A 13,101-nucleotide genomic window follows, 5' to 3' on the forward strand; every position below is an offset into this window, starting at 1 on the left:
AACTGGAAATTTATGGATAACCAAGATATAAAAAATAGATTTGGAATCATCGGTAATTCACCGTTGTTAAATCGTGCGATAGATATCGCCCGTCAGGTGGCTCCAACTGATATTTCTGTATTAATACAAGGTGAAAGTGGTAGTGGTAAAGAAGTTTTTTCGCATATTATCCATCAATTGAGTTCTCGCAAGCATGGTCCGTTTATAGCGGTCAACTGTGGGGCAATACCAGAGGGAACAATAGACTCTGAATTATTCGGCCATGAGAAAGGTTCCTTTACCGGTGCTCATGAAGCACGTAAGGGGTATTTTGAGGTCGTTGATGGCGGAACAATTTTCCTGGATGAGGTCGGAGAGTTGCCTTTGGGTACGCAGGCCCGATTGCTACGTGTTTTGGAATCTGGCGAGTACATTCGTGTGGGGTCATCAAAAGTTCAAAAAACCAATGTCCGTGTCGTTGCTGCTACAAACGTCAACATGTTTGAAGCGGTTCAAAAAGGTAAATTTCGGGAAGATCTGTATTACCGGTTAAATACAGTTCCTTTGCGTATACCTTCCCTTAGAGAACGCCCTGAGGATATCAATCTATTGTTTCGCAAGTTTATTGTTGATTTTTCGGAAAAGTATCGCTCTCCTGGAGTGCAGTTGACGGAAGACGCGCAAAATATGTTACGGAACTATAATTGGCCAGGGAATGTGCGTCAATTAAAGAATGTCGCTGAGCAAATTGCTGTTTTGGAGAAAGAACGTATTGTTGATGCACATATACTGCAAAACTATTTGCCAAATGAGTCCCGCACAAGTTTACCGGCCATAGTTTCAGGCAATACCGGTGCAAAGGAAGATTTTTCTGAAAGAGACCTCCTGTATAAGGTTCTTTTCGATATGAAAAAAGATATGGTCGATCTGAAAAAACTCGTTGTAGAGCTGATTCAGAAAGGCGTAGATTCTTCTACGTTTGATCAAAATTCGCCTTATATCAATCAGCTCTATCAGGAAATTGAACCACAAATAAAATCTGATAATGAAGGATATGGTATTGCACCGACGCTGACGATTCATTCACCCAATAATACGGCAAATGTATTGAAGAATCCAGTTGCGCAGGATGATTATCTACAAGATGCACAGGAAGTCGAGGAGTCTTTGTCTTTGGTAGATAAGGAATCAGACCTTATCAAAAAAGCATTGAAAAAACACCGTGGTAAACGAAAGGCTGCAGCGCAGGAATTAGGAATTTCCGAAAGAACTTTGTATAGGAAAATTAAAGACTTAAATTTAGACTAAGGTTTCGCACATGTTGTCAAAAAGAATTTTATATACCGTTCTCACAATCGCATTTCTATTCGTCATGAATAGTTGTGGGGTGAAATATGGATTCACAGGTGGGTCCATTCCAGAAGGGATGAAGACTGTCAATATTCAATATTTCGAAAATATTGCGCCTTTGGTGTATCCGACTTTAAGTCAGAATTTTACGGAAGCATTAAAGGAGCGTATTCGGAACCAATCCCGTTTGAGTCAGGTCAATCAAGATGGTGATGCCACTTTTGAAGGATTCATTACGGATTATACGATCAGTCCAGCCGCCGTTGAAGCTGGGACAGACCGTGCTGCGATGAATAGAATGACCATTACCATTAAAGTTTCCTATCATAATAAGATTAACCCTAAAGATGACTTTGAACAGCCTTTTACACGTTTCAAAGAATTTGCAGGAAATCTTCAGAGTGCACAGGAGGAAACTTTGGGCAAAGAAATTATCCAGATGTTGACAGAGGATATTTATAATAAGGCGTTTGCCAACTGGTAATCTTATTCCAAAATGAATATTACTATGCCGCTATCGAATAATGAGCTTTTCTTTCAAGCAATCAATCAGCCTGAGTCTGTTGGCGAAGAAGTGATTTTGGCCTTGATCGAAAAATATCCTTATGCACAAAGTTTACGATTTATACATGAACGTAAAATTTTTGGTGAAAGTAAGTCTGTTCAGAATCTATCGGCTACCTTACTGTATGCTCCGTCTCCAAATTGGCTTTACGAGTTTATGCATAGTACAGTAGTGGTTGCAAAAGAACTCCAATTGGAAGAGATCACGCTTGATGAGGAAATCGGAGATGAGGTACCGGATGATATTGTTATGGAGGAAGCGGTGGTGGTAGAGACCGAAGTTGATCAGACAGATACTAATGTGGAAGAAGTGGAGAAGGCAGACGAATTGGAACGTTTGATTCAAGCTGGTGTGGCGCAAGATTATTTTCGTTCGAGTGAAGCAAAACAACAATCCAGCATCCTTGATGCGTCAGAGGCTGTGGAGCCGGCTCATGTTGAGGCCGCTGTTCAGTCATCTAAGGATACGCAAGAGCGAGTCACAGTCTATGACGATGATACCATGCCTTATAGCTTCCTATGGTGGTTGCATAAAACCCGACTTGAATATGCTGAAACATACCAACCTTATGTAAAGTCTCCATTGGGCCGAATGACACCATCAAATGATGATATCGCCAAGATTCATGAAAAATTGGATAGTCAGCTATTGGATCAACAGATCCGGGAGAATATTTTTCATCTGCAGTCACCGGAAGCAAAACTTAGCGATGAAGTAAAAACGACGATCGCCTTTCAGATTCCACGCAAAACGGATGAGGTCATCGAAAAATTTATCCGCGAAGAGCCTATGATCCAACCATTGCAGGCGGAAAAGCTGGATTTAGAAAATAAAGCAAGAAAAAGTTCGGAAGACCAGCATTCACTAGTGACCGAAACCCTTGCAAAAATATATGCCGAACAGGGTTTATACCCTAAAGCAATAGAGGTTTACGAAAAATTAGTTTTGAAATATCCAGAAAAAAATGCTTACTTTGCGGCACGCATAACAGAATTAGAAAAGAAATTAAATTAATTACATAAAGAGATGCAAGGATTATTAATTGGTCTTATCATATTAGCTAGTATTATTTTAGCATTTTTGGTTTTAATCCAAAATCCAAAAGGCGGTGGTTTATCATCTGGTTTTTCTGGTGGAACAAACCTAATGGGTGTAAAACGTACAGGTGACTTTTTGGAAAAAGGTACATGGATCATGGTGATCGCTATTATGATTTTTAGTTTGGGTGTTAACATCATGGGGACATCGCCAAGTACATCTAAAGGTGGACTAGGTGGTCAAATTGAGGTACCGGCTCAACAAGGACCTTTGAACTTAGGTACGCCAGCGCAGAAACCTGCAGGTACATCAGCAACACAAGGGCAAGCTGCTCCAGCGCAATCTGAGCAAAAAGCACCGGCTGCAACGCCAGCAACTAAGCCAGCTGAAGACGCTAAAAAATAGTTTCGAACAAAGAAATTCCTAGAGCCTCGTCTAAAATTTAGACGAGGCTTTTTTTTGCTCAATGTGTCAGTTTTTATTGATCCGTATTTTTGTTAGGGTCGCAATGGAATGGCTGCGCTCGGCTTATTGAGCAGAAAGTACTTCTGTTCATATTCAAGCAGGTGATGCTTGTGGAATGTGAAATTAAGGTGTTACCTGTTTCGAAAGTTTGCCTATTGGTGGCGATCGTAACAGCGGGAAAGGTTTTGTAAGGATGTCAGACAAACAGTGACAGTGTGACAGTGAAATGTGCTTTTATTTATTAATATGTTAAGTTTTCGGTGAAAAATTGTCTGATACATCAGCTTATCTACAATTGGCATAAAAGATGATGTGTCTATAACGATTATAACATAAAAATAAAAATTCAATAACAGATAAAAAGTAAATTAATTATGGCATTAAGTATCAAACCTATCGGAGACAGAGTAGTAGTAGAAGCTGCTCCAGCAGAAGAAAAAACAGCTTCAGGGTTGTATATCCCCGATACAGCAAAAGAAAAACCATCTCAAGGTACAGTCGTTGCTGTAGGTACAGGTAAAGTTGACGAGCCGTTAACTGTGAAAGTTGGTGATAAAGTATTATACGGAAAATACGCAGGTACTGAAATTACTTACGAAGGAAAAGAGTACTTAATTATGCGTGAGTCTGACATTTACGCTGTTATCTAAGCAATCAATAGTTATTACAAAGTAAACATTAAAAACTGAGGTAAGTGTAGCATAGGCTTGTAAGATTGGAGTCTTTCTACCTATATCTCAAGGTACAATATTAAAGAAATGGCAAAACAAGTAAAATATAACGTTGAGGCTCGTGAGGCCCTAAAAAAAGGTGTAGACACTTTAGCAAATGCAGTTAAGGTAACATTGGGTCCAAAAGGACGTAACGTAATTATTGAGAAAAAATTTGGTGCTCCGGTAATTACTAAAGATGGTGTTTCAGTTGCGAAAGAAATCGAATTGAAAGATGCTTTAGAGAATATGGGTGCTCAGATGGTTAAAGAAGTTGCTTCTAAAACTGCTGATCAAGCAGGTGACGGTACAACTACAGCTACTGTATTAGCACAAGCAATCGTTGCTCCAGGTATTAAATCTGTTGCGGCTGGTGCAAATCCAATGGATTTAAAACGTGGTATTGACAAAGCTGTAGCAACTGTAGTTGCTAACTTGAAATCTCAATCTCAAGCAGTTGGTCAAGATAACAACAAAATCAAACAAGTAGCAGCAATATCTGCGAATAATGACGAAGTAATTGGTTCTTTAATTGCGCAAGCAATGGAAAAAGTTGGTAACGATGGTGTTATCACAGTTGAAGAAGCAAAAGGTACTGAAACAGAGGTAAAAACTGTAGAAGGTATGCAATTTGACCGTGGTTATTTGTCACCATACTTTGTTACGAACTCTGACAAAATGGAAGCGGAATTAGATAATCCTTACATTTTGATCTACGACAAGAAAATCAGCAATATGAAAGAATTGTTGCCTATCTTGGAAAAACAAGTGCAAACTGGTAAGCCATTGTTGATCATTGCTGAGGATTTAGATGGTGAAGCATTGGCAACATTGGTAGTCAATAAAATCCGTGGTTCACTGAAAGTTGCGGCAGTAAAAGCACCAGGTTTTGGTGACCGTCGTAAAGCAATGTTAGAAGATATCGCTATCCTAACAGGTGGTACTGTAATCTCTGAAGAAAGAGGTTTCAAATTAGAGAATGCGGAATTATCTTATTTAGGTCAAGCTGAGAAAGTTCAAGTTGACAAAGATAATACAACAATTATCAATGGTGGTGGTAACGTAGAAGATATCAAAGCACGCGTTGCTCAAATCCGTTCACAAATCGAAACAACAACTTCTGACTACGATCGCGAGAAATTACAAGAGCGTTTGGCAAAATTGTCAGGTGGTGTAGCTGTATTGTACGTAGGTGCTACTACAGAGGTTGAAATGAAAGAGAAAAAAGACCGTGTTGACGATGCTTTACATGCGACTCGTGCTGCAGTTGAAGAAGGTATCGTTGCTGGTGGTGGTGTTGCATTTATCCGTGCTACTGAAGCTTTGGTTAACCTGAAAGGCGAAAACGAAGATGAGCAGATCGGTATCGATATCATCAAACGTGCTATCGAAGAACCTTTGCGTCAAATCTGTAATAACGCAGGTATCGAAGGAGCAGTAATCGTTCAGAAAGTAAAAGAAGGTACAGCTGACTTTGGTTACAATGCGCGTACTGACCAATATGAGAACTTAATCGCGGCTGGTGTAATCGACCCAACTAAAGTATCTCGTATTGCTTTAGAAAATGCAGCTTCAGTTGCTTCAATGTTGTTGACAACAGAATGTGTGTTGGCTGATGAGGCTGAAGAAAACCCTGTAGGTGCTGGTGCTCCTCCAATGGGTGGTGGTATGGGCGGCATGATGTAAGATCATCCAAACTACCGGATATAAAAAAAGCTCAACTGGATTTTCCAGTTGAGCTTTTTTTATATTAATGTTTATGTCGATATCGTCTATAATACTCGTCATAATCGTTTGGCGAATAATTTTCTTTGGGACCCCATTCCTGCAATTCGTTATTGAAAAAATGCAACCAGCTCCGTTTAACATGTGTTGAATCTATGCTACCAGTAATATATTCATATATTTCTAGGACACCGTCATTGTATTTTTTTGAGGCAACAACGAGATTTGGCTTACCTATTTTTTGGATGACCTCCTGTTGATTCATACCTACTTTGATGTTGGTGAAATCCATTGGTTTCATTATTCCGCAGCTTACGAATAAACCAACTAAAGCCAAAATTAGTAATGCATTGAAAAAGTGCTTATTTAACATAAAGTTTTGATATTTATTTTTTTTGACTAAATATATCTTAAAAAGTTTAGATTGTTAATATTAAATATTGAATGTGATCAAATTTTTTCTTTTCGAAAGGATTCCGCGGTTTAAAAAGTAGCCATTACGAGTTGAGCATCAATATCCTTTTGCCGTATCATCGCCACGCGGATCGGCTCCGGTCTGTAATTTGCCGTTCGGAAGCACAAGAATATTTTCTACGCGTCCTATTGTTCCGCGGGGATTTATCACATAACCATCCTTTGCCAGTCTGTCGCGAAGTGATCCCTCAATAGCATCTTTCTCCACATCAATGCGGTCTGGTAGCCATTGATGATGGAACCGGGGTGAACTCACAGCGGATTGTGCGTTTTGTCCAAAGTCGATCACATTTAATATGGTTTGGAAAACGGAGGTAATAATCGTTGATCCGCCCGGTGTCCCTACCACCATAAAAAGCTTGCCGTTCTTCTCCAGAATGGTGGGTGTCATGGAACTCAACATCCGTTTTCCCGGCTGGATTTCATTTGCCTTTTCTCCGGTCAGCCCATACATATTGGGTACACCGGTCTTTATAGAGAAATCGTCCATTTCGTTGTTCAAAAGAAACCCCGCTCCATCTACGATGACACCGGATCCATAGGAATCATTGAGTGTCGTAGTGATGGAAACCGCATTTCCTTGTTCATCAACAATATTAAAATGTGTCGTTTGTTCGCTTTCATAACCTGGAATAACATCTGCATTGACATTTTTGCTCAATGTCGCCTGATGAAAATTAAAGGGATTGAGTTTATTGGCATTTGCTGAAGAATCCACCAATTGCTGTACAGGGACATTGATAAAATCAGGATCGCCTAAATATTTCGCTCTATTGGCATATACGTAACGTTCTGCTTCAACAATGACACGTATCGTAGAGTCAGTCTGAAAACCCCAGCGTTGAAGGGGGAATTGCTCCACAGACTTTAATAAAGCCAGTAGGGAAGTTCCGCCGCTCGATGGCGGTGGCATAGAAACAACCTTGTGGCCTCTATAACTTGATGCAATAGGGGTACGCCAAAGCGCCTTGTAGCCTGTGAGGTCCTCATGGGTAATGATTCCTTTACCTCTGTTCATCTCGGCAATAAGTAAATCAGCCGTTTTTCCTTTATAGAATCCGTCGCGTCCCTCAATGGCAATTCTTTCGATGGTATTGGCAAGATCTTGCTGTACAAATAGGTCGCCGGTTTTCCATGTTGTATTTTTGATAATTGCTGCTCCCGTGGGGTTTAGTTTGACAAAACGTTCCTTATGACTCTCAAATTCATTGGCTTGTCTTTCACTGATCTTAAAACCTTTTTTTGCGAGCTCAATCGCTGGGGCTAGTAGCTCTTTCCAGGCCAGCTTCCCATATTTTTGATGCGCGTCCCACATGCCGGCAACAGAACCGGGCACGCCCGATGCCAACTGACTGTACAAGCTCAAATCGGGAATAACATTGTTTTGCGCATCCAGATACATATCGCGGTGCGCCTTTTTGGGAGCAGTTTCCCGAAAGTCCAATGCATCATATTGACCTTGGTGATCACGGTACAGCATAAACCCACCACCGCCGATATTGCCGGCATTCGGATAGACTACAGCAAGCGCAAACTGTACCGCAACAGCAGCATCAATAGCATTTCCGCCCTTTTTCAGGATCATTACCCCGACTTCGGAGGCTAGGGGATGGGCGGTCACTACAGCTGCTTTGTTGAAGGTAGCAGGGGTAACTTTTTGATTGGAGTCAAGCTGCCTGCGGGTGTTGGAACAGGAAGCAAATAATAAACTTCCTACAAGCGAATAAATAATAAATAGTTTATTCATAATATCTGCTGTAAAATTATGTCTAAGATTGATATTTACCCTTGAATACGTATGAAATATAAAGGTATTATTTTAATTTTTCGTTGTTTTTATGGCGATCCGCGTCCCGGATGGATTTCTTTTGAAGATTCTTTTCCAATGCTTCAGTCAGGTCTATGCCCGTTTGATTTGCAAGACACATTAAAACAAATAAGACATCGGCCATTTCATCCGCCAAGTTAACTTCTTTATCTGATTTCTTGAACGACTGTTCGCCATATTGTCTAGCCATAATCCTGGCGACTTCACCGACTTCTTCCATGAGCATGGCTGTATTTGTCAATTCGTTGAAATATCGTATCCCTGTCGTATTGATCCATTTATCAATTACTTCCTGTGCTTCTTTGATTGTCATTTTTTTGGATTAAATAGTTTAAAAATTGTCCTTATCTTTTGTGTCCATTATTATGGTAACGGGACCATCATTCAAGAGATTTATTTTCATATCGGCACCGAATATTCCAAGCTGAACGGGTTGCCCGATCAGTTGGGAAAGCAATTTGGCCATTTCCTCATAAAGAGGTTTGGCACTGTCCGGTTTTGCCGCTCGAATAAATGATGGTCGATTCCCTTTTTTTGTCTGTGCAAATAAGGTGAACTGTGAAATCAGTAAAATATTACCACCAATATCCAATATGGATTTATTCATCAATCCCTGTTCATCTTCAAAAATACGTAGGTTAACGAATTTTTGTCCTAACCATTTTAAATCTTCAATTGTATCAGCTTCTTCTACTCCCAATAGGATCACTAAACCTTTTTGAATTTGCCCTGTGATCTGCTCATCGACGGTACAGGAAGCGTGTTTTACCCGTTGTATTACTGCGCGCATAATGAAAAGTATAAAACCAAAGGTAAAAATTCCAATTGTCAAACAAGATCCAATCTCGTATTTATTGGTGCCAAAATAGAAAACCTCCTTCGCTATTTCAGCAAAGGAGGTTTCTTCTATATAGGGCTTTAATTGTTAAAATTTCATGTTTAGGCCCAACATAAAGTTGGTAGGCGCCTGTGGGAAGTAGAAATTATAATATTTTCTGGTATCGCCTTCCATCCAGCCAAAGGTGTAACCATTCGTTTCGTACTTTTCGTTGAGTATGTTGTTGACCTGTAAAGTCGCACTGATGTTTTTGATGCCTAAAGCCGTAAAACTATAGTTTGCTAACAAATTGTTGACAAAATAGGAAGAGATGCTCCTTTCTTTTGCGGATGAATTATCAAGATATTGTCTTCCTACATATTTTGATAGCAATGAGAATGTCAGTGGTTCAATAGGACTATAGGAGAAGTTGCTGGATATAATTGTATTTGGAGACAGGGCGATATCGGTCTTTGGGTAAGTAATTATGAGGTCGCCGATGACTTCCTCAAAATTTTTAATCTTGTTTTGGCTGACAGTAGCGGTAGCCTTCCAGTTCAATTGTTTATTGATGTTCCACGCTCCATCAAATTCCAATCCGATTCGATAGCTATCTTTCACATTTTGACGGATAGGGGCGCCCGTATCACTGATTGCACCAGTTGGAATTAATTGATCTTTATAAAACATGCCATATCCATTCAATCCAATATTGAATTTGGTATTGCTGAATCTATATCCGACTTCAATGTCCTGCATTTTTTCTGGAGTTGGATCTGGAAGCTTGCTGTTTTTCTCAATGAAATCCTTGCGGACGGGTTCTTTTTGCGCAAAAGCGTATGAAGCATAGATATTGGCATGGTCATTTAACAGATAGGTTGCCCCGGCTTTGGGATTTAAAAAATTAAATTTTGGGTGGTAGTTATAGTTTTTAACCTTATCATCGTCGCCGTACATCTTGTAGTCTACATTTCTGTACTGTACATCCGCCATTAGGATCCATTTATCCAATTTGTAATCCACTTTTAGAAAATTGCTAAAGTCGTTTTTCTGCGATTTTCCAAAGTAATATTTGTCATCTATAAATCCTGTCGAAGCATATTGAGCCCAGATTACTTCTCCATAATGTTTACCTTTATATTGGTTGTAAGCACCCCCCCATATAATTTCAAGTTGATCGTTAGGTTTGTAATTCAAGGCGTAGGTCATGCCGTAGAAATAATTATCTAACCATCTTCTGCGGATTAGATCTGTTTTTTTAATGGTATCTTTACCTATAATAACATCTGGAAGCCCATATTTGCTGAGTTTGTCAGCTTGTCTAAACTCTTCATAGTAGCCATAGCCTCTCGTGTAATGTAGGGCCGTATTCAGTGTGAGCTTATCACTGAGGATATTGGTGTAGTGAATCTGATGATGCTTCTGGGTATAGTTGTCCGTTTGGTTTTTATAGTTATATAGATTATAGTTTCTTCCGGCATTCATAAAACGCTCTTTTTCTTTTCCCGCTATTTCAAGTCCATAATCCGCATAGTCGTCCATACGGGATCTGTCACCAGTAATCAATGGTTCTGGCACCCCGTTCCAGGCCTGATATGTTTTTTCTTTTCCCCAGAATACGATCCCTTTTAGAATATGTTTCTTGCCATAGTAGCCGCCATCGATATAAAAGGATTGTAGATCTGAGGAGCCTCTTTCAATATACCCATTACTGCTGATTCTAGATAACCGTGCATTGAAAGCAAATTTGTCGTTGATCAAACCAGTCCCGAGCTTTACCGTATTTTTCCATGTGCTGTAAGAGCCAAAGGAATTGTTAAGTTCAGCATAGGGTTGTTCGGCTAAAGTATTGGACTGAATATTCAGCGAAGCGCCGAACGAACCCGCCCCGTTTGTCGAAGTTCCGATACCTCGCTGTACCTGGATGCTTTCTGTTGAAGAGGCGAAATCAGGCAAATTCACGAAGAATGAGCCCATGCTTTCAGCATCATTTAGTGGAATACCGTTTAAGGTCACATTGATACGTTGATTATCCGAACCCCGGATTGTCATATTTGTATAGCCTATACCAGCTCCTGCATCGGAGTTTACCTGGACAGAAGGTGTCTGATTCAAGAGGTAGGGGATATCCTGCCCCAGATTATTCCGTGAAATCTCTTCTTTTGAGATATTCTTAAATGTCGTTGGAGCGTTCTTCTTAGCTCTCGTAGATACGACAAGTACTTCTTCGGTACGAATTGTTTTCGGATTCAGTTGAAGCGTTAAGACCAGATCGCGATCGACGTTCAGGTTTTGGGTCAGGGTCTGATATCCTACAAATGAAACTTGAATAGTGTGCTTTCCTTTTTCGATATTATATAGTTTGATCAGGCCTTCTTTGTCGGATTTGGCTGTAAAAGAAGTCTGTCCATCGATGGATAGGGATGCATTTTGTAGGGGCCTTAGTGTGCTCTTGTCTACAGTCTTAATCGTCAAATTGTGCTGAGCAACAACAATTTGACATAAAGTGGTAGCTAAAGCGCTACAAATCAAAAATTTGATCATGTTGATGTATTTTGTTTAAGTTAAACAAATCATAGAAAGGGGTCACTACGATCGTTCTATTTAACTAACCTCTCCCTCCGCCAGCATTACCTGGATCAGGTGCACAGAATTTAATCTGTTGGGTATAATCTCAGCCTTTATTTGTGTTTCTGACAAAACAAGGCACCCCTATTCGACGGTGCGAATATATAAATTAAAATTGGAATGGTATAGCATAGCCTGTTTTTTGACAAAAAGCCATTCTTGTTAAAAATCTGTTAAAATTTCTTCATGGTTTAAAGTTTTACGTTTAGGCTTGTTTTTGGTATTTATTGTTCTTTTTAGGTACCTTGCCAAAGAATTTTCTACTGTTAGTATGTATTCATATCGGTCAAAAATTTTTAATTACTAATTTGAGAGTGAGGAGATAAAATGTTAAAATATTTAAGCGCAAATTATATTCTACCGATTACTTCGATGCCTATAAAAGATGGTATTGTTGCGGTAGATGAGGAGGGTACAATCCAGGGTATTTATGACCCAGCGTCATTTACTTTGACTGAAAAAGCCAAAATCGAAAGGTATGAGGGCGTAATTATTCCAGGTTTTATCAATGCCCATTGTCATCTTGAATTGTCACATATGAAAGGCGTAGTACCGAGAGGTACCGGGCTACCAAACTTCCTGAGTCAAGTAATGACATCACGTAATGCTTCCATGAAGAAAATGGATGACGCGATGGCAAAAGCAGATAGGGAGATGTATGAAAATGGTATTGTTGCGGTAGGTGACCATGCAAATACTGATAATTCTTCTACCCTGAAAGAAGCATCGCAAATACTTTATCATACATTTGTGGAGGTCATTGGTGTTGAGCCTGAAGAAGCTGATTTTAAATTAAAGGAGGCTAAATCGTTGACTCAGGAATTCAGGAATGGTCATGTATCTATTACGCCACATGCACCCTATTCCTGTTCAAAAGCGCTCTTCAAGAAATTCAAAAAAGCAGTAGCAGAGACCAATATTATAAGTATCCATAACCAGGAGAGTGACGAGGAGAATAAGTTATTTAGATACAAAACGGGTGAATTTTTGGATTTTTATAAAAGCATTGGTAAAAGTGCGGATTCCATTAAAGCGCAAGCCCGGAATTCCATACAGTCTTATTTGCCTTATCTACCTTATCCGAATAAGTTGTTGTTAGTTCATAATACGTATACATCACTAAAAGATTTGGATTTTGTGGAGCGTATGGATCGGGATGTTGTGTGGTGTTTGTGTCCAAAAGCAAATTTATATATCGAAGGAGCTTTACCAAAGATTCACAATTTTATAAACGCAGGGCAGCCGCTGGTGATTGGAACAGACAGTTTAGCATCGAATGACACACTTTCGGTATTGGAGGAATTGAAGGTGTTGCATGAACATTTCGAGGATTTGGACTTTCTGCAAACTATTCAATGGGCGACGATCAATGGGGCTATTGCATTGAACATCCAGGACGAGTATGGATCGCTGGAAGTAGGCAAAAAGCCGGGCATTGTGCTTCTCCAAGGTATGGAACACATGCGTTTGACAGATAAAGTTAAAACCAAACGCTTAGCATAGTATTTAATTCCACAAAAAC

12 protein-coding genes and 1 riboswitch are annotated in these 13,101 nt (G+C 39.7%); of the genes, 7 read left to right on the forward strand and 5 right to left on the reverse strand.

Features of this window, described 5'->3' with window-relative positions:
* Nucleotides 1–12: 12 nt before the first annotated feature.
* From ACK8HY_RS19255 to groL, 6 genes are all read left to right on the forward strand, one after another.
* The gene (locus ACK8HY_RS19255) at nucleotides 13–1,287 is read left to right on the forward strand and encodes a sigma-54 interaction domain-containing protein (protein WP_416134512.1); all 1,275 of its coding nucleotides are present in this window, start codon (nucleotides 13–15) and stop codon (nucleotides 1,285–1,287) included.
* A 10-nt stretch (nucleotides 1,288–1,297) separates the two neighbouring features.
* Nucleotides 1,298–1,813: an LptE family protein gene (locus ACK8HY_RS19260; RefSeq protein ID WP_077438199.1), complete on the forward strand. Its 516-nt coding sequence runs from the start codon at nucleotides 1,298–1,300 to the stop codon at nucleotides 1,811–1,813.
* 24 nt (nucleotides 1,814–1,837) lie between these two features.
* Nucleotides 1,838–2,908, forward strand: a complete 1,071-nt coding sequence (locus tag ACK8HY_RS19265) for a hypothetical protein (protein ID WP_416134513.1) — start codon at nucleotides 1,838–1,840, stop codon at nucleotides 2,906–2,908.
* A 12-nt stretch (nucleotides 2,909–2,920) separates the two neighbouring features.
* Nucleotides 2,921–3,337 carry a preprotein translocase subunit SecG gene (secG, locus tag ACK8HY_RS19270; RefSeq protein WP_416134514.1) on the forward strand — a complete coding sequence of 139 codons (417 nt, stop codon included), beginning with the start codon at nucleotides 2,921–2,923 and terminating at the stop codon, nucleotides 3,335–3,337.
* Between the two features lie 434 nt (nucleotides 3,338–3,771).
* Entirely contained in the window at nucleotides 3,772–4,047 is a 276-nt protein-coding gene (locus tag ACK8HY_RS19275) for a co-chaperone GroES (RefSeq protein WP_028070710.1), read from the forward strand.
* Between the two features lie 108 nt (nucleotides 4,048–4,155).
* Nucleotides 4,156–5,793 carry a chaperonin GroEL gene (gene groL / locus ACK8HY_RS19280; protein WP_077438196.1) on the forward strand — a complete coding sequence of 546 codons (1,638 nt, stop codon included), beginning with the start codon at nucleotides 4,156–4,158 and terminating at the stop codon, nucleotides 5,791–5,793.
* Between the two features lie 64 nt (nucleotides 5,794–5,857).
* Here groL and ACK8HY_RS19285 read toward each other — a convergent pair whose 3' ends face one another.
* The 5 genes from ACK8HY_RS19285 to ACK8HY_RS19305 all read right to left on the reverse strand — a co-directional run bounded on the left by ACK8HY_RS19285 (nucleotide 5,858) and on the right by ACK8HY_RS19305 (nucleotide 11,495).
* Nucleotides 5,858–6,205, reverse strand: a complete 348-nt coding sequence (locus ACK8HY_RS19285) for a hypothetical protein (RefSeq protein ID WP_077438195.1) — start codon at nucleotides 6,203–6,205, stop codon at nucleotides 5,858–5,860.
* A 138-nt stretch (nucleotides 6,206–6,343) separates the two neighbouring features.
* A complete protein-coding gene (gene ggt, locus ACK8HY_RS19290) occupies nucleotides 6,344–8,053 on the reverse strand; it encodes a gamma-glutamyltransferase (protein WP_077438194.1) in 1,710 nt (569 codons plus the stop codon).
* A gap of 67 nt (nucleotides 8,054–8,120) precedes the next feature.
* On the reverse strand, nucleotides 8,121–8,447 hold the full coding sequence (locus ACK8HY_RS19295; RefSeq protein WP_077438193.1) for a nucleotide pyrophosphohydrolase: 327 nt from the start codon (nucleotides 8,445–8,447) through the stop codon (nucleotides 8,121–8,123).
* 18 nt (nucleotides 8,448–8,465) lie between these two features.
* Nucleotides 8,466–8,924 carry a D-aminoacyl-tRNA deacylase gene (gene dtd, locus ACK8HY_RS19300; protein WP_077438192.1) on the reverse strand — a complete coding sequence of 153 codons (459 nt, stop codon included), beginning with the start codon at nucleotides 8,922–8,924 and terminating at the stop codon, nucleotides 8,466–8,468.
* A gap of 135 nt (nucleotides 8,925–9,059) precedes the next feature.
* On the reverse strand, nucleotides 9,060–11,495 hold the full coding sequence (locus ACK8HY_RS19305) for a TonB-dependent receptor (protein WP_416134515.1): 2,436 nt from the start codon (nucleotides 11,493–11,495) through the stop codon (nucleotides 9,060–9,062).
* A 54-nt stretch (nucleotides 11,496–11,549) separates the two neighbouring features.
* A riboswitch (TPP riboswitch) is annotated at nucleotides 11,550–11,675 on the reverse strand.
* A gap of 231 nt (nucleotides 11,676–11,906) precedes the next feature.
* On the opposite strand from ACK8HY_RS19305, the gene ACK8HY_RS19310 reads away from it, so the two are divergent.
* Complete coding sequence (locus tag ACK8HY_RS19310; protein WP_077438190.1) at nucleotides 11,907–13,082, forward strand: amidohydrolase family protein; 1,176 nt, start codon at nucleotides 11,907–11,909, stop codon at nucleotides 13,080–13,082.
* Nucleotides 13,083–13,101 lie beyond the last annotated feature (19 nt).

Origin of the sequence: Sphingobacterium sp. NGMCC 1.201703 (assembly GCF_047784615.1) — a bacterium.
Taxonomy (GTDB): Bacteria; Bacteroidota; Bacteroidia; order Sphingobacteriales; family Sphingobacteriaceae; genus Sphingobacterium.

What these genes read in the sequence shown, in the direction of transcription:
- ACK8HY_RS19265 (WP_416134513.1), top strand. Translation starts at nt 1,838, where the DNA reads ATGCCGCTATCGAATAATGAGCTTTTCTTTCAAGCAATCAATCAGCCT.
- ggt (WP_077438194.1), bottom strand. Translation starts at nt 8,053, where the DNA reads ATGAATAAACTATTTATTATTTATTCGCTTGTAGGAAGTTTATTATTT.
- ACK8HY_RS19260 (WP_077438199.1), top strand. Translation starts at nt 1,298, where the DNA reads ATGTTGTCAAAAAGAATTTTATATACCGTTCTCACAATCGCATTTCTA.
- ACK8HY_RS19310 (WP_077438190.1), top strand. Translation starts at nt 11,907, where the DNA reads ATGTTAAAATATTTAAGCGCAAATTATATTCTACCGATTACTTCGATG.
- ACK8HY_RS19295 (WP_077438193.1), bottom strand. Translation starts at nt 8,447, where the DNA reads ATGACAATCAAAGAAGCACAGGAAGTAATTGATAAATGGATCAATACG.
- ACK8HY_RS19275 (WP_028070710.1), top strand. Translation starts at nt 3,772, where the DNA reads ATGGCATTAAGTATCAAACCTATCGGAGACAGAGTAGTAGTAGAAGCT.
- ACK8HY_RS19255 (WP_416134512.1), top strand. Translation starts at nt 13, where the DNA reads ATGGATAACCAAGATATAAAAAATAGATTTGGAATCATCGGTAATTCA.
- ACK8HY_RS19285 (WP_077438195.1), bottom strand. Translation starts at nt 6,205, where the DNA reads ATGTTAAATAAGCACTTTTTCAATGCATTACTAATTTTGGCTTTAGTT.
- ACK8HY_RS19305 (WP_416134515.1), bottom strand. Translation starts at nt 11,495, where the DNA reads ATGATCAAATTTTTGATTTGTAGCGCTTTAGCTACCACTTTATGTCAA.
- secG (WP_416134514.1), top strand. Translation starts at nt 2,921, where the DNA reads ATGCAAGGATTATTAATTGGTCTTATCATATTAGCTAGTATTATTTTA.
- dtd (WP_077438192.1), bottom strand. Translation starts at nt 8,924, where the DNA reads ATGCGCGCAGTAATACAACGGGTAAAACACGCTTCCTGTACCGTCGAT.
- groL (WP_077438196.1), top strand. Translation starts at nt 4,156, where the DNA reads ATGGCAAAACAAGTAAAATATAACGTTGAGGCTCGTGAGGCCCTAAAA.